This window comes from Marilutibacter aestuarii, from assembly GCF_006546775.1.
In the GTDB taxonomy this organism is placed as follows: domain Bacteria; phylum Pseudomonadota; class Gammaproteobacteria; order Xanthomonadales; family Xanthomonadaceae; genus Marilutibacter; species Marilutibacter aestuarii.
In genome coordinates this window covers 1-26,129 of sequence record NZ_VICE01000071.1, presented here as the reverse complement: position 1 = coordinate 26,129, position 26,129 = coordinate 1, and the positions used below count along the sequence as shown (strand labels likewise).

The window sequence follows — 26,129 nt, the reverse complement described above, 5'->3', positions numbered from 1 at the left end:
GGCTCGCATGGCGGGTATCCGGGCCATGGCGGCGCTGTCTGCCTGCACGCTGCTTTGCGCCGGCCACGCGTCGGCGTGGCCAACCGTGCGGTTGCCCGAGCAAAGCAAGGGCGAGGTGGTCAGCGAGCACCTGAAGTACAACGGCCTGGACATGAAGTCCAGTCGCTTCGTGTCGAGCAAGGGTCTTGAGGACATCGTCGCATTCTATGCGGGACAGTGGCCCGGGCAGCACGTGGTGGACGAGGTCGGATCCAAGACCATCATCGGCCATGCCGAGGGGCGACATTACGTCACGGTCGAACTCGAGGCCGTTGGCGGTGGCACCCGCGGTACCGTCGGCATCATGAAGATGCCCGACCCGGGACAGACGCCCACCCTGGGCGAGGGCTTCTACCGGCCGGCCGGCACGGACGTGGTCAGCGACATCGTCTATCTGGATACCCCCAACCAAACCAGGACGCTGGTGCTGGAAAACGAATTGTCGCCATACGTCAACCAGCAGCACTACCTGCGCCGGATGCGCGCAGAGGGCTGGAAGGCAGTGGAATCCGCCGGATGCAGGCCAAGCTCGACCCAGTGCGTCGCGCGGTTCGAGCGCAGCGGCGGGGCGAAGATGGCGCTCGCGATCTCTCGCGACGAGAAAATGCTCACGTCGACGGTGGTGACCATCGAATGAAAAGGGGGCGGACGATGAGACGAGGGGCGGCGCCTGCAACGGCCAGCAAGCAACGGGGAAGCGCGATCATCGAATACAGCATCATCGCGCTGCTCATCGTGGTGGTCCTCATTGCCGATGAGAACGTCATCGCGCAGTTGATGCAGGCAATCAAGGATCTGTACGGCGCCTTCAGTCACGCGCTGTCCATGACATTTCCATCTCCGTGACTGCAGTTTTCTCGACGAGATCGATTCAAAGGGGAGCTCGTGGCATTACCTAAACTCAACAAGAACGTCCTGTTCCTGGGCGGTGCGATCGTACTGGGTTTGATCGCCGCCCTACTGAGCGTCAGCTATATCCAGGAGCGCGTCGCCGAAGCGACGGCGGCGGCGAGGGTCAAGGTGGCGGAGACGGAGGTCGTGGTGTCGCGCCGGAATCTCGAGATCGGTGACACCATCGCCGAATCCGACATGGTCACGCGTACCGTGCCGGTGGATTTCGTGCCCGCCGACGCCGTCACGACCGACAACTACGCCGGCTTCATAGACCGGATGGTGCGCTCGCCGATCAAGCAGGGCACACCCCTGAGCGCGAGTGCCCTGGTCCCGATGTACGACAAGTTCTCGCACGTCATCGTTCCCGGCAAGGTGGGTTACACGCTTTCGGTAAACGAGAACAACTCCATCTCCGGCATGATCGCGCCCGGCGACCGCGTCGACATCCTCCTGACCTACGATGCCGATGCCAACGCGGGCGACGGTCCGAAGGTGAAGCAGGGAGAGCGCGTCGCGCCCCTGCTGGAGAACATCACCGTGCTCGCCACTGGCACGCGCATCGGCGACCTCCCCGATGGTGCCGACAGCACCGCTTTCTCAAGCGTCACGCTGGAGCTGGACCCGGACCAGGCCGAACTCCTCACCGTGGGCCAGAAGGCCGGCGAAGTACGCGTGCTCTTGCGCAACCATGAAGACAACACTCCATTCGGATTGTCGGGCATTTCCGAGAAAACGTTGATGAGTCTGTTCGGTGGCGGTGGTGGCGACGACGTCGAGTACATCATCGGCGGTAACTAACATTCGGAAATGGACACATCATCAATGCGCAGGGATTTGATCATCGGAGTACTGGCGTTGCTTGCCATCGCCTTCACCGGCGCCGTCGCGCCAGTTGGCGTCGTGCGGGCGCAGTCCACGACATTGCCGGGCCAGCTCGACCTCTATGGAGGCCAGGTCAAGGTGTTCTCGAGCAGTCGCCCGCTTGCACGCGTCGCGGTCGGCAATGGCGACCTGGTCGAGGTCACGACGATCGAGAAGCGCCAGCTTGTCGTCATCGCCGGCGCCGGAAAGGCGGGCACTACGTCCCTGCACCTCTGGTACGAGGATGGCGGGCAGCGCTCGATCGATGTCAGCGTGAGCCCCGTCGACACGGGAAGTACATCGACGATCGTGCGGGAACTGCTTGCACTCGAGTCCGGATCGAAGGCGCGCGTGCAGGACGTGGACAACAGCGTCGTCGTCACGGGCGAGTTGACCGCGCTGGAATCCGAACGCGTCGCGGCGATCGCCAAGCTCTATCCAAACGTCGTCAACCTGAGCACGCCAGACCTCGTCGAGATGCAGCCGATGGTGCTGATGGACGTCAGGATCATGGAGTTCAAGCGCGACGCCATGCGTGATCTCGGCATCGACTGGCAGGACAGCATCGATGGTCCGGCCGGCGGAGCGATCAAGGACTTCTCAAGCTCGTTCTTCCGGATCCTGCCCGACGGAAGCCCGTTCGAGGACTTCGATCTCCCGGCACGGATCAATCCCATGGAGACGTACTTCGGGATCGCCACCTCGATCACGTCGAAGATCAACCTCCTGACGCAGACCGGAAACGCCTACGAACTGGCCTCGCCCCAGTTGAGCGCACGCAGCGGCGGCAGCGCCAACTTCCTCGCCGGCGGCGAAGTGCCGATTCCGCTGACCAGCAGCTTCGGTGCCACGAACGTCGAGTTCAAGGAGTACGGCATCAAGCTCGATATCGAGCCGTTCGTCAACGAAAACAACGAGATCTCCACCGTGATCATGACAGAGGTCAGCAAGATCGATCCGGCGGTTGCGGTGCAGGGTATCCCCGGGTTCCTGACACGCAGGACAGGTACCGAACTCAACGTACGCTCGGGCGAAACCATCGTGATCTCGGGACTGGTGGACATCGCCGGTTCGAAGGGCTTCGGCGGCATTCCCGGCCTGTCCAACATTCCGATCCTGGGGCGCCTGTTCCGCTCGGACAACTTCCGTGCCGGTCGTACCGACCTGGTCGTGTTCGTCACTCCGCGGATCGTCCGGCCCGACGACGCGGCCAACATCGATGGCATCCAGAAGAGCGAGCGCATGCTCGAGGACTTCAAGGAAACCATTGGCACGGACATCTTTGACTGAGTAGGCCCATGTTCAACGTCGTCGTAGAAGCCCCCAGAAGCGAGCCCAGGAAGATCCGTTGCCTGCACAACGAGTGCGGCATCGGGCGCAGCGAGGAGAACCTGGTGATCCTGCAGGGCTGGAGCATCGCCAAGCATCACGCGCTCATCCGTGCGCAGGACGAGGGCATGTTCATCGAATCGACCGGGGGGCGGGCACAGGTCCGGGTGAACGGCAATGCCATCAAGGAGAAGCTCGGGCCCATCAGCAGCACCGACATCGTGGAGATCGGCGACTATCGCCTGCGGATATTCTCCGACTCGGGGAGTCGCGTAGCCGCTCCGGGCTCCATCCAGGTGCCCCACGATGGCCCGGCGACCGACCCGGCCCCCGCGCCGGCGGTCGGGGCGGCCGTCGCGACCCCGCCTGCAAGCGATTCAACCGAGATCGCCACCACGGCCGACGCGCCACCCGACATCGTCGTCTGGCGCGAGCGCGTGCATGCCTCACTGGTCAAGCAGATGGACCTGCGGCGGGTGGACGTCCGCAGCCTCACGGACGCCGCGCTGCGCGAGAAGACGATCGAACTGATCGAAGCGGTCATGGACAAGGAGTACGCCGACCTCCCGAAGATCATCAATCGCAGGATGCTGGCCAAGCAGGTCCTGGACGAAGCCATCGGCCTGGGTCCACTCGAGGACCTGATCGACGACAACACCGTCACCGAGATCATGGTCAACGCGCACGACCAGATCTACATCGAGCGGAGCGGGCGGATCGAAAAGTCGGCGGTCCACTTCACCAACGACCGGGCCGTGCTGTCGGCGATCGAGCGCATCGTCGCGCCACTCGGCCGGCGCATCGACGAAAGCTCGCCGATGGTGGATGCGCGCCTCAAGGATGGCTCGCGCGTCAATGCGATCATCCCGCCGATCGCCCTGCGTGGCCCGAGCATCAGCATCCGCAAGTTCGCCAAGAAGAAGCTCGTCGGCCGCGACCTGCTCGGTTACGGATCGATCAACGAAGGCATGCTCGCGTTCCTCGAAACCGCCGTCAGCGAACGCAAGAACATCGTCGTCACCGGAGGCACCGGATCGGGCAAGACCACTTTGCTCAACATCCTCTCCAACTTCATCCCCGCACGGGATCGCATCGTCACCATCGAGGACGCGGCCGAGCTCAAGCTCGTCCAGCCCAATCTCGTCGCACTGGAGGCACGCCCCCCCAACCTGGAAGGCAAGGGCCAGGTGACCATCCGTGACCTCGTCAAGAACGCGCTGCGCATGCGACCCGATCGCATCGTCGTCGGCGAGTGTCGTGGCGGCGAGACCCTGGACATGCTGCAGGCGATGAACACGGGCCACGAGGGATCCCTGACCACGGCGCACGCGAACTCGCCGCGAGACGCGATATCGCGCATCGAGGTGATGGTGCTGATGGCCGGCATGGAACTGCCGATGGCGGTGGTACGCGAGCAGATCGCGTCGGCCGTCGACATGATCGTGCACCAGCGACGCTTCCCGTGCGGTTCCCGCAAGGTCACCCACATCACCGAGGTCACGGGCATCGAGAGCGGCACGATCCAGCTGCAGGACATCTTCCATTACAAGGTGCGTACCCATCATGGTGCGGACGGCAAGGTGGAAGGCACGTTCGAAGCCACCGGGGCCATACCCGAGTTCATGGAAGAGCTGGCCGATCGCGGCGTGAAGATCGACCTGTCGATATTCCGCAAGCCGGCGGAGGAGTACTAGGCCATGGAAGTCTGGCTGATTGCATTCACGGCGTTCGCGGCGGTCGCGTTGGCGGGGGTCTACGCCATCCGGGCGGGCGACACCTTCATGGCGCGCTACCACGAGGCCTTCATGGAGCAGGCGCGGGTCAACCTCGCGGACATGTTCCTGTTCATCGACGCCCGCCAGCTGTACATCACGAACATCGTCGTGCTGGTGGTGGTGCCGCTGCTGCTATGGGCAGTCACCGGGAATCCACTGGTGGCGCTTGTCGCCGCCGTGGTGCTGGCGGTGATGCCCAAGAAGGTCTATCGCTGGCTCAAGCAGCGTCGCATCAACAAGATCCAGGAGCAGTTGCCCGACGCCCTGATGATGCTTTCAGGGACGATGAAGGCGGGCCTGGGCTTCTCCCCGGCGATGGAGAGCCTGGTCAAGGACGGCTATCCACCGCTTGCGCAGGAACTGGCGCTGGTCTTGCGCGAGCAGCACCTCGGGGTCAAGACCGAGGAGGCGCTGGACCATTTCGCCGAGCGTGTCCCCGTCCTCGACGTGAAGCTGTTCGTGTCGGCGGTGGCGATTTCCCGCGAGGTGGGTGGCAACCTGGCCGAAAGCCTCAAGACGCTCTCCGAAACTCTGCGCCGGCGGCTGATCATGGAGAACAAGGTCAAGGCCTTGACCGCCCAGGGCAAGCTGCAGGGCATCGTGATGGCAATGCTTCCCGTCGCGATCACGGCATACCTGGCGTCCGCCTATCCCACGACGATGGCGCCGATGTTCAACACCTGGCTGGGCTACGGCGTGATCGCGATCTGCGTGATCCTCGAGTACATCGGCTACAAATTCTGCGTCAAGATCATGACGATCGACATATGATCCAACTATCACTCCTTGCATTGTGCATCGTTGCAGCGATGGTCATGGTCATCGTCGGCACGCGTGGCCTGCTGAACCAAGTGCCGCAGGACGAGCGCGACTATCAGGATCCGCTACCGTTCGGGCTGAAGATGATCTGGCCGCTCGTGACCGCGGCGACCTTCGTCATCGGTCCGCGGATGAAGTCGAGCGACCTGGAGAAGGCGCACCGCAACCTCCAGGCGGCCGGGCAGGACTACCTTGTCACGCCGGAGGAACTGGCGGGCCTGCGCGTCGTGGCGGCCGGCGTGATGGTGGGCTTCTTCCTGCTCGTGGTGATGCTGCTCAAGCAGCTCAACCCCGCCACCTTTGCATTCTGTCTCGTGTTCGGGCTGCCGCTCGGGTGGCTCTATCCGAGCCTCTGGCTGGGAGAAAGGCGCAAGACCCGGCAGAAGCACGTGATCCGCGACCTGCCGATATTCCTGGATTTCATCACGATGTCGGTCGAGGCCGGCCTCAACATCACCGGCGCGATCGAGCAGGCGGTGATGAAAGGACCGCCCGGGCCGCTGTCGCAGGAGTTCTCGCGGATGTTGCGCGACCTGCGGGCCGGTCTCCCGCGTTCGGAGGCACTCAAGCGCCTGGCGGATCGCATGGACATCGCCCAGATCTCGAGCTTCACCAGCGCCCTGATCCAGGCCGACCGGGTCGGCGCCAGCCTCGGTGAAACCCTTCGCGCCCAGTCGATGCAGCGCCGCGAGGAACGTTTCCTGCGTGCGGAGAAGCTGGCCCTGGAAGCGCCAGTGAAGATGATGGCGCCGCTGATCATGTTCTTCTTCCCGTTGATCTTCATCGTGCTGGCCTATTTCATCTACCTGAAGATGGTCGAGGACGGCCTGCTGTGAAGCCGATACGCTTCTATCGCGACGGGACGTGCCTGGTGCCCCACGGTCGCGCGGCCCTGTCCTGGTGGGCCCGCTTTCGTGGCTTGCTGTTCCGTGCGCCCCTCGCCAGCGACGGCAGCGAGGCGATGCTCATCGAACCTTGCGCGAGCATCCACACGTTCGGCATGGGCTACGCCCTCGACGTGGTGTTCGTGGACAAGGCCGGCACCGTGGTCCGAGTGCATGAAGGCATCCGCCCATGGCGTGCCTGCATGCAACGTGGCGCCCGCAGCGTGATCGAGTTCCACGCGGGGGCCGTCCAGCGGCTCTCGATCCGTCCGGGAGACGTACTGGAATGGAAATGAAGCGCTTTGTCGTCTTTTGCATGCTCCTGCCCACATGCCTGGCCGTCGCTGGCTGCGCGGGCAATGAAGCGCGGTCCGCGACCCCGCCCATGGGCGACATCGTCGAACTCGAGCGCCACGCCGAGGCCGCGTATGCCAACGGACGCAGCGAGGAGGCCTCGCGTCTGTACCGCGACCTTGTCGAACAGATCCCCGGCGAGGCCCTCTACTGGTACCGGCTGGGCAATGCGCTGGTCAGGACGGGCCGCCAGGACGACGCTGCCATCGCCTACCAGCAATGCCTGAAACTGGATCCCGGCAACGGCAAGGCGTGGCACAACCTCGGACTCGTCCGCCTGCACCAGGCCCAGGTCTCGTTCGCGGCGGGCGTACAGAACTCCGACTCCGGCGATCGCGTCTTCGACGAGAGCCTGAAGCTGTCCACCGCCGTGTTCTCGCTCATCGCCCCGGCCCCAGGCCCGCAGGCGGGCGCGGACGCAGGCGAAGCCAGGCAGGTCGAGCGACGCCGGGTCGAGCCAGCGGGTGCGAAAGCCGCCACGGGGAGTGGAGCCGGACGCTGAGCAAGCACACGGGAGCGCAAGACATGGACCGTACGATCGCCAACCGACGCACCAGTAGAACGCCGAGCGCGCAGCTCGGGCAATCGCTGCCCGAATTCCTCGTGGTCGTCCCGGTGTTCCTGTTCCTCGTCCTGCTGGTTTTCCAGCTGGTACTCATTTATCGCGCCAAGACCACGCTCGACTATGCCGCGCTGGAAGCCGCCCGCGCCGGGGCGGTCAACGGCGCGCGCATGGACGCCATGCGCGACGGGCTGGCACGGGGCCTGACGCCGCTCTATGCGACGTCAAGCGACGTCGTCGGGCTGGCGCGGGCCTATGGAGCGGCAAAACTCGACCTTGACGGCGTGGGCGGGTACGGACGCAGCGCGCAGATCGAGGTCATCAGCCCGACCCGACAAGCCTGGGAGGAATTCAAGGAGAAGCAGTACGACGGACGCGAGGCGCTTCCCAATGACAACCTCGCCTTCAGAGCGGACGAGGTTGGCGCGAGCGGCGTCAACATCCAGGACGCGAACATCCTCAAGATCAAGGTGCGCTATGACTTCCCGTTGATCGTGCCCTTCGTCGATCGCGTATTGCGCGGCGAGTCCGACTACGTGAAGCGCGACGGCATCTTCGACAACGGCACGGTGGACATGAAGAGCCCCCTGGAGTCGGGTCCCGACCCGATGCACGGGGAATGGGTGATGGGGAAACACTTCCGGATCCCGCTGGAGTCGACCGCGATCGTGCGCATGCAGTCGCCGATCTTCGATGCCAACCTGCTTGCCGACGGCGGCGGTGGCGGTTCACCCGGTACGGGCACTCCGCCGGGCGGCGGCACCCCCCCGGGCGGTGGCAATCCTCCCGGCGGTGGCGACCCTCCAGGTGGCGGAGATCCCCCGGGCGGCGGTGAGCCCCCTGGTGGAGGAAATCCACCTGGCGGCGGCGATCCCCCGGGGGGTGGTGATCCCGGCGATCCGGATCCGCCCGTGGATCCCGACCCATGGGAGCCGCCGGTGTGCGCATAGTGTCCCCCCTGGACGCGAATGTCAGGCGATGGTGCCGGAGGTGGGCGCGCATCGCCGGATGCCTGCTGGTGACCGCGTGCCTGCCGCTGTCCGCGGCACCGGGCGCCGTGGACGACATCCTTGCACCCAGGACTCTGTCGCCCTCCGCCTGGGAGATGGCCAGGGCAACCCGGGGCGTCGTGTTCGGTGGACGCGCAGGCCTCGAGCCCACTGTCCAGATCATCTGCGACGTCCATTGCCCCTACTGTGCGCGCGTGTATGCCAGGCTGGGCGAGCTGCGCCCCGGGCTGCGGGTGCGCTGGGTTCCCATCGCCTACTTCAAGCCCGACAGCGACCGGGTGGCCGCCGCCATCCTGTCGTCCCGCGATCCGGTTGCCAGCCTCGACCAGAACTACAGGTCCTACGACGCCGCGCAGCGTCGCGGCGGATTCAGCGCAGGCTCCGGCCGCGCGGTGTCGCTGGACGCCTCGCATGCCGCGCTCAAGAGGCGTTGGAAGGAATGGGGGCGGTTCACGCCGATGGTGATGGTGCGCACCACCGACGGCACCATCCTGCAGGCAAGCGGTTCCACGCCCGCATTCCTGGATCCCGTGCTGGACAGGGCGGCTCCCGCCAGGCAGGCGTACGAAGCGTGGTAGTCGAAGTCGAAAAGGAGTTTGACGTGAAACAACCGGCACGTTCGAGGAGGGGTCGTCCCCTGTTCCGCCTGCGACATCCGAAACCGGCTGGCTGGATCAGGCCGCTTCCCGTGTTGGTGGTGCTCGGGCTCGGAATACTCGGTCCGGGCGCCCGTGGACAGGACGCGCCGGCGTGCCCGGACCCGGGCATGTGTTTCCTGGACCAGGCCGCGAAGGATGCATGGGCAGCCGAACGCGGCTGCATGTTCGCCGAGCCCGGGGACAACGACGCCTGCACCGTGACCGCCGGGATGCTTGCAGAGGTATGGCCCAATGCCGACGCCGATCTCCTGCAGGCGTTCGCGGACCAGCTGGATGGCAACCTGGTCGAGTACAACCTCGATACGCCGGAGCGCCTCTCGCACTTCTTCGCACAGGTCCGCGAGGAGACCGGGCCCCGGCTGCGCCTGCGCGAGAACATGAACTACACGGCGGCGGCGCTGAAGGCGACGTTCAGTTACTTCGCCAGGAACCCGGACGAGGCGGACCGCTACGGCAGGCTGCAGGACGCCAACGGAAACGTCACCCAGGCAGCGGACCAGGAGGCGATCGCGAACCGCGCCTACGCCGACCGGATCGGCAATGGCGACATCGCCAGTGGCGACGGCTGGGCGTTCCGCGGCGGGGGGCTGCTGCAGACCACGGGCCGGGACAACTACCAGTCGCTGCAGGATGCGTACGAAGCATCCTCGGGGGACGACAGCATCGATTTCATGGAGAACCCCGACCTCCTCGGCGAGCCGGAGTACGCGCTCGCGTCGGCCGCTCATTACTGGACGCAGAACAACCTGCACCTCGCCGCCGACGCCGGTACCGACGGTGCCCACGTCGACGCGATCACCCGCGTGATCAACCGGCATACCAGCAGTTATGGCGACCGGCGGGACCACTTCGACGCCATCTGGCGGGATGACGTTTTCGCTGACGTGGATTGCGAAACCTGATGAACAGAATGAAGAAGACCCTCCACCTGGCATGCATCGGGGCACTGCTCCCGATCGTTGCATGCTCCGAATCGCTGCCTTCGCCGGAACCGGCAGCAGCGTCTACCGCGGCCGTCGACGCGTCGCCGGCGGTGGGACCTTGCGCGACGGACGAAGGCAGCCCGAAGCTCGTGCCATTGCCTGCCCTGGGTCCGGATTTTTCCGACTCGTCCATTGAAATGTTCGCGGTGGAGGGAGGCAACGGAGCCCCGTATCTCTCCCGCCCTCAAGCCATGGCGGCGGCCGGTAGCGAGGCGACGCTGCGACTTGCCTACGCGCCTGGACAGGACGGCGAACTCCAACTCACCGTCTGCCTGGCTTCGGGGCAGGGGCGAGCGCATTCTCCGCCCATCGGCTCCCAGGGCGGCGCGCACCCGGTTGTCGCGGCGACCTTCATGGCGAACGCCGACGCGGAGCCTGGCCAAGAGCTGGTCGTGCTTGTTTCATGGAGCGTGGAGAACGCCCTCGGCACGGCGGGGACGATGTACGAACCCCATGTCTTCAAGATGCCAGGCGACGCAGGTGCATTGCAGCGGGTCCAGCTCGACGATCCCGCGCTGTCGTTCGGCTTCGACGGTGTTCGCGAGGGCGAGCAGGTGGCGTACCCCTACCGGGAAGCACGTGCGTTCCGGGCACGCCTGCAGGCACTGGGCTTCACCCAGGAGGCGCCATGAGCTGGATACGCGCACGCGCACCGTTCCATCCGGCGGACAATCCCGGGCTTTCCGACGAAGCGGGGAACGAGTCGCCCGCGCACTGCGGTCGCGCATCGAAGGGCGCCTGCCGCCGCATCGCGCATCTTCTGGCGTTCCTGCTGCTGGCGCCCGTCCTGCTTGCCCAGGCCCAGGTCCGGTCCTATCGCGAATTGCCCGAGGCGGCCTGGGAGACATTGCAGGCGGCACCCGGCATTCGCTGGAGCGGTGCCCAGGGGATGAAGGCCAGCGTGCAGGTCGTATGTGATGCCAACTGCCCGTACTGCGCGCGCCTCGACCGGACGCTGCGGGCACGCCACCCGGACCTGGCGGTGCGCTGGGTCCCGACGGCGTACTTCAAACCCGACAGCGAGGCGATGGCAGCCGCGCTGCTGTCGGCACCCGACCCGTCGGCCGCCCTGGCAGCCAACTACCGCGACTACGACTTCGGCAAGAACCACGGTGGCTACGCGCCTCCCCCGGCCGCGAAGCGGCTTGTCGACGGACACGCGGCCCTGAAGGCGGCATGGAAGCAGTGGGGAGGCTTCACGCCGATGGTCATCGTGCGTACGCGCGACGGCCGGGTCCTGCAGGCAATGGGCTCCGGGGACCGCTTCCTTGAAAGCGTGCTGGCGCAGGCCGCACCGCCAGCCCGGGTATACGAAGCATGGAACGAAACGCCTTAGAAGGAGGATGGGCCCCATGATCGCGCTACGCTCCGACAAGCCGCGTCCGGATTCCGCAAGCCGTGGCCGGGCATCGGCGGCAGTGGGCTTCATGCTCGCGATGGCCGCCTTGCTGGGATGGGCGCCCGACACCCGGGGCCAGGACAGCTCGCTACCGCCCTGCCCGGATCCGGGCATGTGCTTCATCAACCAGGAAGCCAAGGACGCCTGGGCGGAGGCCCAGGGGTGCCGCTTCGACGATGAGGCTCCCGAAGGGGATGCCTGTACGGAAGCCTGGCGGCTGGACGAGGACTTCCTGGAAGAGAGCGAGGGTGCGCTGGTGCTGGATGGCTACATCCCGCGCCGGAATGGCGAAATACTCGGGCAAAGCGGCGTCACCATCAGCACGGGCATCGACCTGGGGCAACAAAGCGCCACCGGTACCCGCGGCATCCTCGATGACTACATCGCCGAACATGGAAATGGCGGCAACGTCGACGTCGATGCACTGATGGACAGGCTCGACCCGTACTTCGGCCTCAGGCGGCAGGATGCCGCGAACGCACTGGCGGCGGCGCCCTTGTCGGTGACCCAGGCCGAGGCGGAACTGCTCGCCGAAGCCTTCAAGTTCCATTTCCTCAACCAGATCGCGGATCAGTTCGACGCCGAGAACGAACTGGGAATGAACTTCAGGCAGTTGCCGTCCGAAGCCCAGACTGTGATCATGGATTTCGCGTACCAGTACGGCCTGTCCGATACCGCCGGCAACATCCGCCGGACTTTCTGGGGACACGTGTACCGGGGAGAGTGGATGCAGCTGGCCGAGTGGCTCGACAGCAATCCGGACCCCTATACCTCGCGCCGACGCCGCGAAGGCGAGCTGCTGCAGGATGCGATCGACAACCACCGCATTCCCAATACCGGCGATCCATGTCCGGGCGAATGAGCACGGTGACGGCGGGCGGCAATCGACTGTACCGGTCGCTGGAACGGATCGAATGGAGAACGGCATGAACAGAATGATCGGAACCCTCCTTGCCTCGGCGTGCCTGCTGATGGCGACGGCCTGCAACGGTGCCCCCGCGGATGCGGAGGCCCCCCCCAGAGTCGACGATCCCGCGCGGGACCCGCCCCGTGCGATGGCACCCTCCGCCGATGCCTTCAAGGCGTTCATCGACGAGATCCGCGAGTTCGCCGGAATGGCGAGGCTGGCGCAGGGCGCGGGCATGGACGCCGCCGCGCCGCAGGCACTGGCCGATCGCATCGTCGCGGGATTCGAGCAGGATCCGCCCAGGCAACTCAAGCTCCAGGACGGCAGGACGATCTATTGGGGCTGGCAGGAGGGCCAGGCATTCGTGAAGTCGATTGCGATCCGGGGTGCCGACGGCGAGCTGCAGCTGCTGGGCGCGGTCGACGACCTGCCCACCCTCTACAGCCATCGTGCCGGCCGGGCGATCGCCGACCGGGGGGCATACGAGGCATACATGCGCGAGCGCGCGGATCGCGGTAGCGAGCCTGCCATCGAGCTCTTCGCCGAAGACGCCGATGCCCTGGCCGAGCACTACCCCCTGGCGAAGCGCTGGATGCAGGCGGCGATGATGGGGTTCAATGCCGACTGCGGCAACGCGGCGCAACAGCCGAGCTGTGCATTCGTCGAGCAGGTCGACCTGCCGGTCGACGCCCAGGCACTGGACTGCGTGGCCCCCGCCCCGGGCCGCGGCTGCAGCCTGCAGGTGCCGGACGTGCCGGCGGCCGACGTGCCCCTGGGTGCCTTCCGCCAGTGAGCCGGTGGATGCCCGCCACCCGCATGCGCCCGGCAGTCGCGGCGGTCCTGCTCATCGTGATGGCCTTCGTCGTCCCGGTCGCCGCGGAAGAGCCCGCGCCGGTCGGTTTCATGATGCGGGCCACCCTGATCGGTGACAGCCCCTACCGGGGCGGGCACGACGCCAGGCCGTATCCGGTCACCATCCACGTGCAGGGTCCCTCGACCCGGCTCGACTTCGAAGGCCCTGCCGGCGAGCAAGGCCTCCTCCTGCACGACGCCGCGTCGGGCGCGGGTTGGCTGATCAGCCTGGGCGAGGGTATCGCGGTACCCCTGCAGTCGCCCGGCGTGGGCGGCCTGGTGGTCGATCCGCAACAGCCATGCCTGCACATGCGCGCTCGTTGCCGACCCGCGGGCAGTCGCTATGTCGCGGGCAGGTCGACGAAAGGCTGGCGGTATGCCGACGCCGATGGACGCGGCCCCGCCGGCACCAGCACCGGCGAACTGTGGGTCGACCCGGCGCACGGCGTGGTCCTGGCCTACAGCGGCAGGAAGCGCGGCTGGGATCGGCGCTACGAAATGGAGGCCGTGACCGTGCGCTATGGACCGCAGCCGGAGGCGTTGTTCAAGCTGCCCGACGACGTCGCGGTACCGGATGGAGCGACCGGACGCTGAATGACGCGTCGGTGCCAGATGGGCGAAGATGTCTCCATATCGGCGTTTCCTTGCCCGGCCTGGCTTCGCTGCTGGCGACGACGCATCCGCGGCGTTCGTCCAGCGCCAAACCCGCCGTTGGCCCCGGTCCCCCATGGATGCCGGGGAACTCCACCCAACCCCACCTCCCCCAGGATGGTTCAATGATCTCCCGTACTGTTCTCCTCGCCAGCGTCGCTGCTTGCCTGGCGATGACTGCCTGTGGCGACGCCCCTGCCCCGCCCGAGGCGTCGCGCGCCGAAGCGGCTGCCCCCGCACCCGACGCGCCCGAAGCCGCGGCACCGCCCAGCTTCGACATCGCGGAAATCCCGGTTTCGGATGCCCCGCTGGGCGATTTCCCCTACTTTTCCGTGCCCGAGGGCTACTACACGAACGAACAGTTCTCCTCGACCATCGAGGCCGGGCGGTTCCCGATGTGGGTCGGGGACATGTTCATCGCCGTGGAGGGTCGCATCCACCAGGCCAACATCCGCGTGGACGACGGCAAGAGTTTCTCCACGCTCGAAGTGGAAGAAAAGGTTCGCGATGCGATCGCCGGCGCGGGTGGCGTCGAACTCTCGAACATGGTCATTCCCAAGTCCCACACCCAGGACGTACTGACCCGTGCCTTCACCCAGGAGTTCAGCAACGGGTTGTGCTGGCCCAGCGAGCCGGTTCGTACCTACGTCGTCCACCGCACCGACAAGGACATTTGGGTCCATGCCTGCACCTACGGCGGGATTGGCGCTGCCTGGGTCATCGTGGAAACCGCAACGTCAGTGGCGATGCCGGAGCCGGTCGACGCCGCGACCCTGGGCGCGCAACTCGACGACGGCGAAGCGCGGTTGCCCATTGCGTTCCCGAGCGCCAGTACGGCGTTGCCGGACAACGCCCAGTCCCAGGTCGCCGCCCTTGCAAGCGCCCTGGAGGCGCGGCCGGCACTACGCCTGGAGATCCTTGGATACGCCGGCGCCATGGGCGACGCCGCCGCCGATGCACTTTCGAAGGACCGGGCGCGTGCGGTGATCGACGCGTTGGAAAGCCTGGGCATCGCCGGGGAACGCCTGCGTGGAGCCGACGCGCCCGAGCCGGAGGCCTCGCAGGAGGAGGGCGCCGCACCTGCCCCGGAAACCGCCAGAGTCATCCTGGTCCGTTCACCCTGAACCGGCCCGATTCACCCACCGATCATCCCCTGCTCCTGGAAGGTACCTGGAAAATGTCCAATCGAATTCCCCGCCTTGTTCTCCCCGTCCTGCTTGCCGGGATCGGCGTCGCGGCTTGCCAGTCCGGCGAATCACCCGACCCCGCAGCTGAATCCGTCGCGCCAGAGCAGGAGGTCGCCGCGGTGTCCGATGGCACGGCCGCGCAGGCCGGGCCGGGCCCGGAGGCCGGCCAGGGCGTCGAAATCCTCGCTACCGGCATGGACGCGATGGCCAAGCTGGGGGGCTCCATGCAAGCGGCGGCCGAAGCCTGCGGCCAGGGCAGCAAGACAGAGCTTGATGCCGCCCGTCGACAGCAGAAGGAGATGTTCGTGCGACAGGGGGGTTCGGAAGCGGCCTTCGATGCGGCCTTCGAACAGGCCTACGCGTCCGCGCGGGCGAAGTTCGAAGCGACCACCGACAGTGAGCGGCAGGCCGCCTGTAGCGAGTTGAGCCAGTTCCCCGAGACCATGTAGTCGGCGCCGTCCTGGCCAAGCCCAGGTCGCGGCCCGTTCAACCCGGCAGTCCGAAGAACGCACGCGTGGTCGCGGTCGCGTTGGCGGCGGTGACGGCGACGTCCTCGCCGCGATCGCGCGCCAGCTCTTGGACGATATGCGCCAGGTACATCGGCTCGTTGCGGCGGTGCGAGGGGCTGGGCCTGACCGTTCGCGGCAGCAGGTAGGGCGCGTCGGTCTCGACCATCAGGCGATGGGCGGGGATCGACTTCACCAGTTCGCGCAGGTGCTGGCCGCGGCGCTCGTCGCACAGCCAGCCGGTGATGCCGATGTGCCAGTCGCGGTCCAGGTAGGCGAACAGCTCTTCCCGAGTGCCGGTAAAGCAGTGGACGACGGCGGGCCCGAGCCTGCCCTCGAAGTTCTTCATCATCGCGACGAAGTCGTCATGCGCGTCGCGCTGGTGCAGGAACAGCGGCTTGCCGGTGTCGACCGCGCTCTGCAGCTGCATCTCGAACGCCCGGCGCTGGGCGGGGCGGGGCGAGAAATCGCGGAAATAGTCCAGCCCGCATTCGCCGACCGCGACGACCTCGTCGTGGGCCAGCAGCGCGCGCATCTCGGCGTCGCACTCGGCGGTGTACTCGGTGGCGTGGTGCGGATGCACCCCGGCGGTCGCGAACAGCTCACCTGGGTGGGCCTGCGCCAGCGCCAGCGCCTGCGGCGAATGGGCGCGGCTGGCACCGGTGACGACCATCTGCACGACGCCGGCCTCGCGTCCGCGCTGCAGTACCGCGTCGCGATCGTGGTCGAAGGAGTCGTGGGTCAGGTTGGCGCCGATGTCGATCAGTTGCATGGACGGGGGGACGGAAGAGGGCAGGACATTGTAGGAGTTCGAGGCCGGCGGGGTCGCGGGCCCCGCCAGGCCCTGCTCATACAATGTCGGCATGAGTGCCCCCGGCTTTCCGATCGATCCCCTGCTGCCGCGCATCCGCGAGAGCCTTGCCGCCCACCCGCGCCTGGTGCTGGAAGCGCCGCCCGGCGCCGGCAAGACCACCCGCGTGCCGCCTGCGCTGCTCGATGCGCCGTGGCTGCAGGGACGCCGGATCGTGATGCTGGAACCACGCCGCGTGGCCGCACGGGCGGCGGCGATGTTCATGGCCGCCGAACGCGGCGAAGCCGTGGGCGGGACGATCGGCTACCGTATCCGCTTCGAGAACAAGGTGTCGGCGACGACGCGCATCGAGGTGGTGACCGAGGGCATCCTGACGCGGATGTTGCAGGATGACCCCGAGCTCGCCGGCATCGGTGCGCTCGTGTTCGACGAGTTCCACGAACGCCACCTCGCCGCCGACCTTGGCCTGGCGTTCGCGCTGGACGTTCAGGCCGGTCTGCGCGAAGACCTCCGCATCGTGGTGATGTCGGCGACCCTGGACGGCGAGCGGCTCGCCCGGCACCTGGATGCGCCGCGACTGGCGAGCGAGGGGCGGGCCCATCCGGTGGCGATCGAGCATCCGCCGCCGCGTCGCGAGGAGGCGCTTGAACACCACGTGCGGCGCACCGTCGAACATGCGCTCGCCACGCACCCGGGCGACGTGCTGGTGTTCCTGCCCGGCCGCCGCGAGATCGCGCGCGCCGAATCGGCGCTCGCCGCGCTGCGCGACGTCGACGTCCTCGCCCTGCATGGCGACCTGCCGGTGGAGCAGCAGGCGCGCGTGCTGCAGCCATCCGCAGACGGACGCCGACGTGTCGTCCTGGCGACCAACGTCGCCGAATCGAGCGTGACCCTGCCCGGTGTGCGCGTGGTGATCGACAGCGGGCTCGCCCGCGAACCCCGTTATGACCCCAACAGCGGCTTCGCGCGGCTGGCCTCGGTGCCCATCACCCAGGCCTCGGCCGACCAGCGCGCCGGCCGCGCGGGCCGCGTCGCCGAGGGCTGGGCCTATCGCCTGTGGCCGCAGTCGCAGCGGCTGGAGGCCCAGCGTCGTGCCGAGATCGGCCAGGTGGAACTGGCCGGGTTGGCGCTCGAACTGGCGGCCTGGGGCGCGACCGACCTGCGTTTCGTCGATCCGCCACCGCCGGGCGCACTGGCGGCGGCACGCGAACTGCTGCAACGGCTGGGCGCGTTGGACGGTGAGGCGATCACGCCGCTGGGACGGCGCATGTTGCAGCTGGGCACGCATCCGCGCCTGGCGGCCATGCTGCTGGCGCCGGATGATCCCGTCGAACGCGCGCTGGCCTGCGACCTCGCGGCGCTGGTCGAGGCGCGCGATCCCTTGCGTGGCGCCCGCGGTGCGCCACCCAGCGATGCCCTCGCCGATCGCTGGCAGGCGCTCGCCGCGTTCCGGCAAGGCCGTGTGCCCGCCGAGGCTTCCCGCGGCGCGCTCGCGGCGATCGACCAGGCATCGCGGCAGTGGCGGCGCCGGATCCGCGTCGACGCCGTGCCACCGGCGCAGGTGCCGTCGCACGCATTGGGCGACCTGCTCCTGCACGCATTCCCGGACCGGATCGCGCGACAGCATCCGACCGAGCCCCTGCGCTACGCGCTGGCCAACGGGCGTAGCGCGCGCCTGTTCGACGACAGTGCGCTGTACGGCGAGCCCTGGCTGGTCGCCAGCGAGTTGCGCGACGACCCCCGCGAAGCACGCATCCTGCGCGCGGCGCCGCTGGACGAGGCCCGCCTGCGGCGCGACTTCGCCGACCGCTTCGTTACCCGCGACCGCGTCGCCTGGGACCTTGAGAAACGCGGCATCGTCGCGGTCCGCGAAACCCGATTCGATCGCATCGTCATCGACAGCCGGCCGCTGGCGCGCCCCGACCCCGCCCGATACGCCGATGCGCTGGTCGACGCGGTCCGCCAGCTGGGCCTGTCGGTGCTGCCATGGCGCGAGCCCCTGCAACAGTGGCGCGACCGGGTGCGCTGCCTGCGTGCCTGGTTGCCCGACCTCGCCGACGGTCTGCCCGACCTGTCCGACGACGCGCTGCTCGATGCCCTGGACGATTGGCTGCGCCCGGTACTGGCCGGGCGGGCCCGGCTTGATGCCATCGACGAGGCGGCCTTCGCAGACGCCGTCCGCGCGCGGGCGGACTGGCCCGCCCGGCAACGCATCGACGCCCTGGCGCCCACGCGCATCGCGGTGCCTTCGGGCCTGGAGCGTCCCGTCGTTTATGGTTGGGATGACGCAATCGACGCCCCCATCGAACCCGTGCTCGCGGTGAAGCTGCAGGAGCTGTTCGGCCTTGCCGACACCCCGCGCATCGCCGAGGGCCGGGTGGCGCTGACCCTGCACCTGCTCTCGCCCGGCGGCAAGCCGCTGCAGATCACCCGCGACCTGCGCGGCTTCTGGGACCGCACGTATCCCGAGGTCAAGAAGGAAATGAAGGGGCGGTATCCGAAGCATCCGTGGCCCGACGACCCCTGGACCGCACAGGCTACCCACCGCGCCAAGCCCCGGCCGCGTTGAAGCGGGTGAGCCAGCCTCCGCGCATCATCGGCCGCGGCGGCGGCTTGGACCATGCGGGAGGGGAGGGCTGCGTGGCGGCGCGGCCCGACGACCCCTGGACCGCACAGGCCACCCACCGCGCCAAGCCCCGGGCGCGCTGAAGCGGGTGAGCCGGTCGTCGCGCTCGCCTACACTGCCTGGATGAACGCCTCACCGATCGACGCGCCGGACTTCCTGCCCTTCAGGCTCGACCTCGTGGGCCAACGCGTGCTGTGGCTGCGCCTGGACGCGGCGCAGCGCGAGGCGGCGGCGTTCCTGGACGAGCGCGCATTGCCGCCGGGACCCGAAGGGGGCTGGTTGCCGCTGTCGGCATGGTTGCGGGGCGCGCCCACGATGCCCGCCAGGCCTGCCCACGCGATCGCGCACATCGGTCATTGCGGTTCGACGCTGCTGTCGCGCGTCCTGGACACCTGGCCGGACGTGCATGCGCTGCGCGAGCCGCTGCCGCTGCGCAGCCTGGCCGATGCCTGGCCCACCCGCGGCCAGGCCGACGCCCGCGTCTCGGCCGCGGACGCAGAACGCCTGCTGCAGGCGAGCTGGGCGGCGTGGTCGCGCCCCTTGCCGCCGGCGCAGCGGAGCATGGTGAAGCTCACGAGCAGTTGCAACGGGCTCCTCGAACCGCTGCTGGATGCATTCCCGGGCATGCGCGTGGTGTTGCTCGACATGCCCCTGCGCCCGTGGCTGGCCACCCTGGCCAAGTCGCCCGACTCGATGCTCGACGCGGCCCATGCCGCCCCGGAGCGGCTGCGCCTGTTGCAGGCCCGGGGGGTGGGCGAGGACCTGGCCTTGCATGCCATGACGCTGCCCGAGCAGTGCGCGATGGGCTGGCTGGCCGAGCGCCTGCGTTTCCAGGCGCTCGCCGAGTCGCACCCCACGCGTGCGCTCCGCGTCGATTTCGAAGCGCTTCTGGCGCGGCCCGGCGAGGTGCTCGCCGAAGTCGCCGCGCACCTGGCCCTGGATGCCGAGGGCCTGCCTGCCGCGCTCGCTTCCCGCCACTGGGGGCGCTATTCCAAGGCGCAGGACCATGGCTACACGCGAGAGGACCGGGCCCACGACCTCGCCCTCGCGCTGCAGCGGCACGGCGCAGACATCGCCGAGGGCGAGCGCTGGCTCGACGGCATGCGCCGCCGCCATGGCGTCGCGCTGGATTGAAGCCACGCGCCTTGGTGCGGCCTTTGCCGGGGCCCGCGCGGCGGGACGGAATCCCGGGACTGGCGTGGCGCTTGTCGTGCGCCGAAGGGAGGATGTCAGCCGATGCGGGAACATGGCCACCTGAGCGAATGGAACGAGGACCGCGGCTACGGCTTCATCGCGCCGGCCAGTGGGCGCGCCAAGCTGTTCGTGCACGTGTCCGCCTTCCCCAGGCAGGGCGGTCCGCCGAGCGTCGGCGAGATCCTCTCGTTCGAAGTCGGGGAGGGCCGCGACGGCAGGGCGGCGGCGAAGCGGGTGCAGCGTCCCGGCGGCGCAAAGCCCCCGATGGGTGGCGCGCGTCCTTTTTCCAGACCGTCGCCGCCGCCCCGGCCGGCAGTCCCCTGGACCGGCGGCCTGGTCCTTGCGGCGGTGGCGGTCGTCGCGGTATTGGGATTGCGCGAAGCGACGCGCGCCGGATCGGCGGCCGGGAACGCGGCGACGCCCTTGCCGGCGACCCGGGTGGCACCTGTCGCGCCGCGTTTCAGTTGCGACGGCCGCACCGAGTGTCCAGAGATGCGCTCATGCGCCGAGGCGCGCCATTTCCTGCGCCACTGTCCGGGCGTGAGGATGGACGGCGACGGCGACGGGATCCCGTGCGAGCAACAATGGTGCCGGTGAGCGGGCACCGGCGCGCGCGGCGACTCAGGTATCCGACCACATCCGGAACAGGTTGCTGCGCAGCGACTCCAGCAGGACCTGCAGGCGCTGCTTCTGCTCCGCGCTGGCGACGCCCCGTGCCGCCAGTGCGCGCGCCTCGTCGATCTGGATCATGAGCTCGCGGCGGCCGGCATCGGCGATCCAGCTGTGCAGCCAGGTGATGGCCGCGATGCGCACGCCGCGGGTGACCGGCGTCACCCGGTGGATGGTAGTGGAGGGATAGAGGATGGCGCAGCCGGGATCGAGCTTGTAGGCCAGCTCCTGGGCGCCAAGCTGCATCGTCAGCGCCCCGCCCTCGTAGTCGGCCGGTTCGTTGAGGAAGATCGTGCACGACAGGTCGCTGCGGATCGGCGGCTGCGACGGGAACAGCGCCTCGTCCACGTGCCAGCCATAGTCCATGCCGGGCTCGTAACGGACCACCGTGGTACGCGCCATCGTCCGCGGCTGGGCGTAACTGCGCAGGTCCGGGTTGCGGAAGAGGGCATCGCGGACGAGCTGGGCGATCCGGGCGTTGGCGGGGTCTTCCTGCGGCGCCTGCAGGTTGTGCTTGACCTCCGAGCCCGGGTTGGTGACGCGACCGTCGTTGAAGCCCACCTGCGGCAACAGCTCCCGCACGGCCTGCAACTCGGCGGCGTTGAGGACGTTGGACAGCACTCGGATCATGGACGGGCTCGGCGGGAGGGGCGGGCCCATGATCGGCATTCAGCCGCGGGTGGGCAACCGCTCACGGGCATTGCACGGCATGGCGGGCAGACTGTCGCCTCTCTCCCCTGCAGGAACGCACAATGAAGACGCCCCCGATCAGCGATGCCGTCGAACACGCCCGCCACGCGGCAGGACGCGCCGCCGACAGCGCCCAGGCGTGGGCGGGGTCGGTGGGCAAGAGCCTCCAGCGCACCGACGCCGCGAAGTGGCTCGAAGCCGGACTGAAGATCGGCGCCCTGCGGACCGGTGCCCGCGTCGTTGGCGGTTTCGCCCGTCGCAACCCGGTGGTCGCGGTGGCGACGGTCGCCGGCGCTGGCCTGCTCTGGTATGCGGCCCGCCGCAAGATGCGCGAACGCCAGGCGCTGGCGCACGGCGACGGCGAGGCCATCGAGGGCCAGGCCCGCCGCGTGGAAGCGCGCAAGGCCAAGGCGAAGTCGGGACGCGGAAGCACCCGCGGTCGCAGCGCCTCGGTCACGCCGTCCTCGGAGTAAGCCCCGGCGCGGGCTCGTGGGTCTCCCGCCTGGCGCCGCTCAGGCGGCGTTGCTGTCCTCGGCCAGGGCGTCCTGGCTGCGATTGGCGGCCGGCAGTTCGATGATGAACACCGAGCCGCCGTCACGGCGGGGTTCGTACCACAGCTGCCCGCCGGCCTGGGAAACGATCTGCCGTGCGAGCGACAGGCCCAGGCCGCTCGAGAGGCCGTCGTCCTCGTCGGTGAGGCGGGTGAAGGGCTTGAACAGGTCCCGCTGCCTCGATGGCGAGATGCCCGGGCCGCGGTCGGCCACCACCAGCTGCCAATAGCCCGGCGCCGCGGCGTGTCCGCTCATGGTCAGCGGCGCGTTGGGTGCGTACTTGATCGCGTTGGTGACCAGGTTCTCGGCGACCTGCCGGAGCACGCGTTCGTCGATCGCCACCGCCGCGTCCTCGGCCGGCAGCACCAGCTCGGCCTGGATGCCGGTTGCCTCGAGCTGCACTTCGTAGCGCTGGTGCAGCCAGCGCAGGGTGTCGGCCAGGCCGGCGCGGGCATCGACGTCGCGCTTGTTGGTCTGGTTCCGGCTTTCCAGGTAATGGTGGATGTAGCCCAGCGCGTCGGCGGCGCTTTCGTGGATGATCTGCAGGTAACGCGGCACCCGCTCGGGCTTGCAATGCTCCTCCTGCATCAGTTCGCTGGCGAACATGACGCTGGTGAGCGGGTTCTTCAGGTCGTGGGCGACCAGGTTGACCAGTTCCTCGCGCTCACGGGCGACGCGCTCCAGGCGATCGGCGGTGAGCTTCAGGCCGATGTGGGCGTTGACCCGGGCGATCAGCTCTTCGGGCAGGAAGGGCTTGGTGACGTAATCGACCACGCCGGCGTCGAAGGCGCGCAGCAACAGGTCGCGATCGTGCGCGGCGGTCACGAAGATCACCGGGACGCGCGCATCCGGGGCACGCGCCCGCAGCGCGGCCAGCACTTCGAAGCCGTCCATGCTCGGCATCATCACGTCGAGCAGGATCAGGTCCGGCTGCACTTCCTCGTACAGGGACAGGGCCTCGTCGCCGGTCGAGGAGGTGGTCACTGAGTAACCCTGGCGGTTGAGCAGGGCGCTGACGACGCGCAGGTTCGCGGCCTGGTCGTCGACCACCAGGATGCGGCCTTGGTTGTTCGCGGGATTGATCATGCCGAGCCCCACGAGCCGCTGCCTTCCGCCCCCTTGGCGCGGCGCCGGCTCATCCGGAATATGGAACACCACGTTAGCAGATCGCACCGCGAAAGCGATGCCCGCAAGACCCGACGGGGGCGTGGTATCGCCCGTCTGGCCGTTCAGCCCGGCGGGACCGTCACGGTCCGCCACTGTCCCGGCGCCAGCCCGTCCAGCCCGACGCCGCCGACGGCGATCCTGACCAGGCGCAGCGTGGGCAGCCCGACAGCCGCCGTCATGCGCCGGACCTGGCGGTTGCGGCCCTCGGTCAGCGTGATCTCCAGCCAGCAGTCCGGGACCGTCTTGCGATGGCGCACCGGCGGGTCGCGCGGCCACAGCGCCGGGGGCGATGGCAGTGCGCGCACACCGGCCGGCCGGGTGGGACCGTCCTTCAGCGCCACGCCGCGGCGCAGCGCCTGGAGCCGGTCCTCGCCGGCCTCCCCCTCGACCTGGACCAGATAGGTCTTGGGGCGCTTGTGGCGCGGGTCGGTGAGGCGGTGGGCGAGCGCGCCGTCGTCGGTCAGCAACAGCAGGCCTTCGCTGTCATGGTCCAGGCGCCCGGCCGGGTACACGCCGGCCGGCAGGCCGAAGCCCGCCAGCGTCGCCCGCGGGGGCTGGCTGCGGTCGGTGAACTGGCACAGGACCTGGAAGGGCTTGTTGAAGGCGATCAGCAAGGCGGGACCGTGGAACGGGGGAAAAAGGCGTGGAACATGCGGTGGCAGGGGGCGCTCGGGCCCGACGGGGTTGCGGCCATTCGCCGGCGTTTATCTTGAATTTATATAAAAATCAACAATTTACACGCTGCCATCATGCTGCTTGTGGGACAGTGGCAGCCGTGGCCGAAAAGGCCGCGGTTCCGGTTCACCGGCACGCTCCGCCCGTTCGCGGACATGCCCCCGGCGACGTGCCGGGTCGCTCGAACCGGTCTTGCCGCCGATGCCCGGCATCGGCGCCGCTCCATCCATACCAACAGAGACAGGGAGTTCCATGAATACCACGAGCCAGCACATCCGCAACGAAAAGATCGAGACCCTCAACGAGCTGATCGAGGTCAGCCGCGACAGCGCGCAGTTCTACGCCGATGCCGCCAGCAAGGTCGACAACCCGCAGCTCAAGCAGTTGTTCACCGGCATGGCCGAGTCCAAGAACGGCCTGGTCGGGGCCCTGGCCCGCGACGTCCGCGCCGAGGGCGCTTCGCCGGCCAAGAGCGGCACCTTCCGCGGCAGCCTGCATGAGTTCTATGGCGACATCCGCGCCAAGCTCGGCGACAAGGACTATGCCTACGTGAGCGAGCTGGAGGAGTCCGAGGACCGCATGCTCGATGCCATGCGCGACGTCATCGAGGACAACGGCACGCCCGCGCAGGTCAAGACCGCGGTATCGGGCTACCTGCCCAAGGTGAAGGCGCAGCATGACCTCATGCGTGACCGCAAGTGGGCCATGAAGTCGGCCCACTGACGCCGGGGCGCGCGCCGCGCCCGCAGGACACGGGAAACCAGGACGCCGACCCGAGAAGGTCGGCGTTCCTGCGCGTGGAGCCGGGTCAGTCGTCGCTGATCGGCATCGCCTTCAGGGTGAACGCGCCCAGGGCGTCCTCGCCGCTGCCCAGCGAATTCACGCGCACCGTATAGGTGCCGCTCGCGCCCACGCTGGTGACGATGAGCGCATTGGTGTCATCGTCGCCGCGGTCGTCGTTCTGCGAGACCACGTCGCCGTCGGGGCCGAACAGGATCAGGACCGGGTCGACATCGTCCGACTTGGCGCTGATGGCGACCAGCTGGTCAGCCTTCAGGGCCAGGCGGTAGTCCTGGCTGCGGCCGCCGCCGTCGCTGGGGCGCGCGCTGCGGTCGAAGCGGCCTTCGACCGAGCGGCCCATGGCCAGCTCGGGATCGGCGGCGTGGGCGCTACCGAAGGCGAGGACGGAAAGGATCAGGCTGGTGGGAACGAGGGCTGCGCGCACGCGGACTCCTTGGTGGACGTGGATGAAGAAAGGGCGCGATCGGCAAGCCGGTCGCGCCCCATTATGCGCAGGTCCCCGTTCAGGTGGGGATGTCCGGATCAGGCCTCCGGCTTGCGGAAGCGCAGGGTCATGCGGTCGCTCTCGCCGATGGCCTGGTACTTGGCCGCGTCGGCCTCGTCGTGGCGATTGCCCGGCGGCAGGGTCCATACGCCGTTGGGATGGTCGGCGGTGTCGTCGGGGTTGGCGTTGGCCTCGCTCTTCTCGACCAGCTCGAAGCCGGCCTTCTCCGCCAGCTCGATCACCAGGGCTTCGGTCAGGTAGCCCGACTTCTTCATCGTTTCCAGGTCAGTGTCCGGCTTGGCCCGGTGTTCGACCACGCCCAGCGTGCCGCCGGGCTTGAGCACGTCGAAGAAGGCCTTGAAGTAGGCCTCACCGGCGTCGCTGTTGACCCAGTTGTGGACGTTGCGGAAGGTCAGCACGGCGTCGGCGGAGCCGGCGGGACCGAACTGCGGCGACTTCGGGTCGAACGCGCGCCATTCGGCCTGGTCGTAGGCCGCCGGCGTGGCGGCGACCTTCTCGCGCAGCTTGGCATTGGTCTTGTCGTAGTACTCGGACACGCCGTCGGCCCAGATGGCGCCGACGTACTGGCCGCCGTCGCGCAGGTAGGGCGCCAGGATCTCGGTGTACCAGCCGCCGCCCGGGGTGATCTCGACGACGGTCTGGTCCGGCTCGATGCCGAAGAACGCCAGGGTTTCGGCCGGGTGGCGCGCCGTGTCGCGGGCGACGTTGGCCGGATCGCGCCAGTCGCCGGCGATCGCCGCGGCGAGGGCATCGGCCGGCGCGGCCGGTG

Annotated in this window: 30 protein-coding genes; 24 read left to right on the top strand and 6 right to left on the bottom strand. The window is 68.2% G+C overall.

Annotated elements, in window-relative coordinates; translation table 11 throughout:
- Window positions 1-7 precede the first annotated feature (7 nt).
- From FKV25_RS07655 to FKV25_RS07570, 19 genes are all read left to right on the top strand, one after another.
- Window positions 8-676, top strand: coding sequence for a hypothetical protein (locus FKV25_RS07655; RefSeq protein WP_170218585.1), 669 nt, complete (start codon window positions 8-10; stop codon window positions 674-676).
- A 14-nt stretch (window positions 677-690) separates the two neighbouring features.
- Window positions 691-885: a hypothetical protein gene (locus tag FKV25_RS07650; RefSeq protein ID WP_246072005.1), complete on the top strand. Its 195-nt coding sequence runs from the start codon at window positions 691-693 to the stop codon at window positions 883-885.
- A 39-nt stretch (window positions 886-924) separates the two neighbouring features.
- Window positions 925-1,731 (top strand): Flp pilus assembly protein CpaB, encoded by an 807-nt coding sequence (cpaB, locus tag FKV25_RS07645; protein ID WP_246072003.1) that lies wholly within the window; start codon window positions 925-927, stop codon window positions 1,729-1,731.
- 24 nt (window positions 1,732-1,755) lie between these two features.
- Window positions 1,756-3,084 carry a type II and III secretion system protein family protein gene (locus FKV25_RS07640; protein ID WP_170218584.1) on the top strand — a complete coding sequence of 443 codons (1,329 nt, stop codon included), beginning with the start codon at window positions 1,756-1,758 and terminating at the stop codon, window positions 3,082-3,084.
- A gap of 8 nt (window positions 3,085-3,092) precedes the next feature.
- Window positions 3,093-4,817 (top strand): TadA family conjugal transfer-associated ATPase, encoded by a 1,725-nt coding sequence (locus FKV25_RS07635; RefSeq protein ID WP_211345398.1) that lies wholly within the window; start codon window positions 3,093-3,095, stop codon window positions 4,815-4,817.
- A 3-nt stretch (window positions 4,818-4,820) separates the two neighbouring features.
- On the top strand, window positions 4,821-5,669 hold the full coding sequence (locus FKV25_RS07630) for a type II secretion system F family protein (RefSeq protein WP_141518195.1): 849 nt from the start codon (window positions 4,821-4,823) through the stop codon (window positions 5,667-5,669).
- Window positions 5,666-6,553, top strand: coding sequence for a type II secretion system F family protein (locus FKV25_RS07625; RefSeq protein ID WP_141518194.1), 888 nt, complete (start codon window positions 5,666-5,668; stop codon window positions 6,551-6,553). Before FKV25_RS07630 ends, FKV25_RS07625 begins: the two co-directional genes overlap by 4 nt.
- Window positions 6,550-6,897 (top strand): DUF192 domain-containing protein, encoded by a 348-nt coding sequence (locus tag FKV25_RS07620; RefSeq protein WP_211345397.1) that lies wholly within the window; start codon window positions 6,550-6,552, stop codon window positions 6,895-6,897. The genes FKV25_RS07625 and FKV25_RS07620 overlap by 4 nt, the downstream gene beginning before the upstream one ends.
- Window positions 6,898-6,986: 89 nt before the next feature.
- On the top strand, window positions 6,987-7,457 hold the full coding sequence (locus FKV25_RS07615) for a tetratricopeptide repeat protein (protein WP_170218583.1): 471 nt from the start codon (window positions 6,987-6,989) through the stop codon (window positions 7,455-7,457).
- A gap of 23 nt (window positions 7,458-7,480) precedes the next feature.
- Window positions 7,481-8,467, top strand: coding sequence for a TadE/TadG family type IV pilus assembly protein (locus FKV25_RS07610; protein ID WP_141518192.1), 987 nt, complete (start codon window positions 7,481-7,483; stop codon window positions 8,465-8,467).
- A 68-nt stretch (window positions 8,468-8,535) separates the two neighbouring features.
- Window positions 8,536-9,105 carry a thioredoxin domain-containing protein gene (locus FKV25_RS07605; protein ID WP_141518191.1) on the top strand — a complete coding sequence of 190 codons (570 nt, stop codon included), beginning with the start codon at window positions 8,536-8,538 and terminating at the stop codon, window positions 9,103-9,105.
- A 188-nt stretch (window positions 9,106-9,293) separates the two neighbouring features.
- Window positions 9,294-10,088 (top strand): glycoside hydrolase family 19 protein, encoded by a 795-nt coding sequence (locus FKV25_RS07600; RefSeq protein WP_141518190.1) that lies wholly within the window; start codon window positions 9,294-9,296, stop codon window positions 10,086-10,088.
- 8 nt (window positions 10,089-10,096) lie between these two features.
- Entirely contained in the window at window positions 10,097-10,801 is a 705-nt protein-coding gene (locus FKV25_RS07595) for a hypothetical protein (protein ID WP_141518189.1), read from the top strand.
- Window positions 10,798-11,505 (top strand): hypothetical protein, encoded by a 708-nt coding sequence (locus FKV25_RS07590; RefSeq protein ID WP_141518188.1) that lies wholly within the window; start codon window positions 10,798-10,800, stop codon window positions 11,503-11,505. Before FKV25_RS07595 ends, FKV25_RS07590 begins: the two co-directional genes overlap by 4 nt.
- A gap of 16 nt (window positions 11,506-11,521) precedes the next feature.
- The gene (locus tag FKV25_RS07585; RefSeq protein WP_170218582.1) at window positions 11,522-12,430 is read left to right on the top strand and encodes a pesticin C-terminus-like muramidase; all 909 of its coding nucleotides are present in this window, start codon (window positions 11,522-11,524) and stop codon (window positions 12,428-12,430) included.
- Window positions 12,431-12,494: 64 nt separating this feature from the next.
- Complete coding sequence (locus FKV25_RS07580) at window positions 12,495-13,268, top strand: hypothetical protein (RefSeq protein WP_141518186.1); 774 nt, start codon at window positions 12,495-12,497, stop codon at window positions 13,266-13,268.
- A gap of 8 nt (window positions 13,269-13,276) precedes the next feature.
- Complete coding sequence (locus tag FKV25_RS16220; RefSeq protein WP_170218581.1) at window positions 13,277-13,921, top strand: hypothetical protein; 645 nt, start codon at window positions 13,277-13,279, stop codon at window positions 13,919-13,921.
- A 182-nt stretch (window positions 13,922-14,103) separates the two neighbouring features.
- On the top strand, window positions 14,104-15,102 hold the full coding sequence (locus tag FKV25_RS07575; protein ID WP_170218580.1) for an OmpA family protein: 999 nt from the start codon (window positions 14,104-14,106) through the stop codon (window positions 15,100-15,102).
- A 182-nt stretch (window positions 15,103-15,284) separates the two neighbouring features.
- Window positions 15,285-15,614: a hypothetical protein gene (locus FKV25_RS07570; protein WP_141518184.1), complete on the top strand. Its 330-nt coding sequence runs from the start codon at window positions 15,285-15,287 to the stop codon at window positions 15,612-15,614.
- Between the two features lie 37 nt (window positions 15,615-15,651).
- Here FKV25_RS07570 and FKV25_RS07565 read toward each other — a convergent pair whose 3' ends face one another.
- Window positions 15,652-16,443 (bottom strand): TatD family hydrolase, encoded by a 792-nt coding sequence (locus FKV25_RS07565; protein WP_141518183.1) that lies wholly within the window; start codon window positions 16,441-16,443, stop codon window positions 15,652-15,654.
- A gap of 91 nt (window positions 16,444-16,534) precedes the next feature.
- On the opposite strand from FKV25_RS07565, the gene hrpB reads away from it, so the two are divergent.
- The 3 genes from hrpB (at window position 16,535) to FKV25_RS07550 (ending at window position 20,899) form a co-directional block, all read left to right on the top strand.
- Window positions 16,535-19,051, top strand: coding sequence for an ATP-dependent helicase HrpB (gene hrpB, locus FKV25_RS07560; RefSeq protein WP_141518182.1), 2,517 nt, complete (start codon window positions 16,535-16,537; stop codon window positions 19,049-19,051).
- A gap of 180 nt (window positions 19,052-19,231) precedes the next feature.
- On the top strand, window positions 19,232-20,242 hold the full coding sequence (locus FKV25_RS07555; protein WP_141518181.1) for a sulfotransferase: 1,011 nt from the start codon (window positions 19,232-19,234) through the stop codon (window positions 20,240-20,242).
- A 102-nt stretch (window positions 20,243-20,344) separates the two neighbouring features.
- Entirely contained in the window at window positions 20,345-20,899 is a 555-nt protein-coding gene (locus FKV25_RS07550) for a cold shock domain-containing protein (RefSeq protein WP_141518180.1), read from the top strand.
- A 24-nt stretch (window positions 20,900-20,923) separates the two neighbouring features.
- Here FKV25_RS07550 and FKV25_RS07545 read toward each other — a convergent pair whose 3' ends face one another.
- Window positions 20,924-21,601 carry a Fe2+-dependent dioxygenase gene (locus tag FKV25_RS07545; protein ID WP_170218579.1) on the bottom strand — a complete coding sequence of 226 codons (678 nt, stop codon included), beginning with the start codon at window positions 21,599-21,601 and terminating at the stop codon, window positions 20,924-20,926.
- 122 nt (window positions 21,602-21,723) lie between these two features.
- Here FKV25_RS07545 and FKV25_RS07540 point away from each other — a divergent pair, with 122 nt between their 5' ends.
- Complete coding sequence (locus FKV25_RS07540; protein ID WP_141518178.1) at window positions 21,724-22,134, top strand: hypothetical protein; 411 nt, start codon at window positions 21,724-21,726, stop codon at window positions 22,132-22,134.
- Window positions 22,135-22,173: 39 nt separating this feature from the next.
- Here FKV25_RS07540 and FKV25_RS07535 read toward each other — a convergent pair whose 3' ends face one another.
- Together FKV25_RS07535 and FKV25_RS07530 are read right to left on the bottom strand one after the other, a co-directional pair.
- Window positions 22,174-23,298 carry a hybrid sensor histidine kinase/response regulator gene (locus FKV25_RS07535; protein ID WP_141518177.1) on the bottom strand — a complete coding sequence of 375 codons (1,125 nt, stop codon included), beginning with the start codon at window positions 23,296-23,298 and terminating at the stop codon, window positions 22,174-22,176.
- A gap of 143 nt (window positions 23,299-23,441) precedes the next feature.
- Window positions 23,442-23,993, bottom strand: coding sequence for a pseudouridine synthase (locus FKV25_RS07530; RefSeq protein ID WP_141518176.1), 552 nt, complete (start codon window positions 23,991-23,993; stop codon window positions 23,442-23,444).
- 313 nt (window positions 23,994-24,306) lie between these two features.
- Between FKV25_RS07530 and FKV25_RS07525 the strand changes: the two genes are divergently transcribed.
- The gene (locus tag FKV25_RS07525) at window positions 24,307-24,777 is read left to right on the top strand and encodes a PA2169 family four-helix-bundle protein (protein WP_141518175.1); all 471 of its coding nucleotides are present in this window, start codon (window positions 24,307-24,309) and stop codon (window positions 24,775-24,777) included.
- 85 nt (window positions 24,778-24,862) lie between these two features.
- Here the strand turns inward: FKV25_RS07525 and FKV25_RS07520 are convergent, their stop codons facing one another.
- Window positions 24,863-25,279, bottom strand: coding sequence for a PPC domain-containing protein (locus FKV25_RS07520; RefSeq protein WP_141518174.1), 417 nt, complete (start codon window positions 25,277-25,279; stop codon window positions 24,863-24,865).
- Between the two features lie 98 nt (window positions 25,280-25,377).
- Window positions 25,378-26,129, bottom strand: a 752-nt coding sequence (locus FKV25_RS07515) for a class I SAM-dependent methyltransferase (protein WP_141518173.1), incomplete at its 5' end; no start/stop codon positions are given.

Excerpts from the sequence above, each read along its gene's own strand:
- FKV25_RS07655 (WP_170218585.1), top strand. The coding sequence starts at position 8 with ATGGCGGGTATCCGGGCCATGGCGGCGCTGTCTGCCTGCACGCTGCTT.
- FKV25_RS07650 (WP_246072005.1), top strand. The coding sequence starts at position 691 with ATGAGACGAGGGGCGGCGCCTGCAACGGCCAGCAAGCAACGGGGAAGC.
- FKV25_RS07640 (WP_170218584.1), top strand. The coding sequence starts at position 1,756 with ATGCGCAGGGATTTGATCATCGGAGTACTGGCGTTGCTTGCCATCGCC.
- FKV25_RS07635 (WP_211345398.1), top strand. The coding sequence starts at position 3,093 with ATGTTCAACGTCGTCGTAGAAGCCCCCAGAAGCGAGCCCAGGAAGATC.
- FKV25_RS07630 (WP_141518195.1), top strand. The coding sequence starts at position 4,821 with ATGGAAGTCTGGCTGATTGCATTCACGGCGTTCGCGGCGGTCGCGTTG.
- FKV25_RS07625 (WP_141518194.1), top strand. The coding sequence starts at position 5,666 with ATGATCCAACTATCACTCCTTGCATTGTGCATCGTTGCAGCGATGGTC.
- FKV25_RS07615 (WP_170218583.1), top strand. The coding sequence starts at position 6,987 with ATGGGCGACATCGTCGAACTCGAGCGCCACGCCGAGGCCGCGTATGCC.
- FKV25_RS07610 (WP_141518192.1), top strand. The coding sequence starts at position 7,481 with ATGGACCGTACGATCGCCAACCGACGCACCAGTAGAACGCCGAGCGCG.
- FKV25_RS07600 (WP_141518190.1), top strand. The coding sequence starts at position 9,294 with ATGTGTTTCCTGGACCAGGCCGCGAAGGATGCATGGGCAGCCGAACGC.
- FKV25_RS07595 (WP_141518189.1), top strand. The coding sequence starts at position 10,097 with ATGAAGAAGACCCTCCACCTGGCATGCATCGGGGCACTGCTCCCGATC.
- FKV25_RS07590 (WP_141518188.1), top strand. The coding sequence starts at position 10,798 with ATGAGCTGGATACGCGCACGCGCACCGTTCCATCCGGCGGACAATCCC.
- FKV25_RS07585 (WP_170218582.1), top strand. The coding sequence starts at position 11,522 with ATGATCGCGCTACGCTCCGACAAGCCGCGTCCGGATTCCGCAAGCCGT.
- FKV25_RS07580 (WP_141518186.1), top strand. The coding sequence starts at position 12,495 with ATGAACAGAATGATCGGAACCCTCCTTGCCTCGGCGTGCCTGCTGATG.
- FKV25_RS16220 (WP_170218581.1), top strand. The coding sequence starts at position 13,277 with ATGCCCGCCACCCGCATGCGCCCGGCAGTCGCGGCGGTCCTGCTCATC.
- FKV25_RS07575 (WP_170218580.1), top strand. The coding sequence starts at position 14,104 with ATGATCTCCCGTACTGTTCTCCTCGCCAGCGTCGCTGCTTGCCTGGCG.
- FKV25_RS07565 (WP_141518183.1), bottom strand. The coding sequence starts at position 16,443 with ATGCAACTGATCGACATCGGCGCCAACCTGACCCACGACTCCTTCGAC.
- hrpB (WP_141518182.1), top strand. The coding sequence starts at position 16,535 with ATGAGTGCCCCCGGCTTTCCGATCGATCCCCTGCTGCCGCGCATCCGC.
- FKV25_RS07555 (WP_141518181.1), top strand. The coding sequence starts at position 19,232 with ATGAACGCCTCACCGATCGACGCGCCGGACTTCCTGCCCTTCAGGCTC.
- FKV25_RS07550 (WP_141518180.1), top strand. The coding sequence starts at position 20,345 with ATGCGGGAACATGGCCACCTGAGCGAATGGAACGAGGACCGCGGCTAC.
- FKV25_RS07545 (WP_170218579.1), bottom strand. The coding sequence starts at position 21,601 with ATGATCCGAGTGCTGTCCAACGTCCTCAACGCCGCCGAGTTGCAGGCC.
- FKV25_RS07540 (WP_141518178.1), top strand. The coding sequence starts at position 21,724 with ATGAAGACGCCCCCGATCAGCGATGCCGTCGAACACGCCCGCCACGCG.
- FKV25_RS07535 (WP_141518177.1), bottom strand. The coding sequence starts at position 23,298 with ATGATCAATCCCGCGAACAACCAAGGCCGCATCCTGGTGGTCGACGAC.
- FKV25_RS07525 (WP_141518175.1), top strand. The coding sequence starts at position 24,307 with ATGAATACCACGAGCCAGCACATCCGCAACGAAAAGATCGAGACCCTC.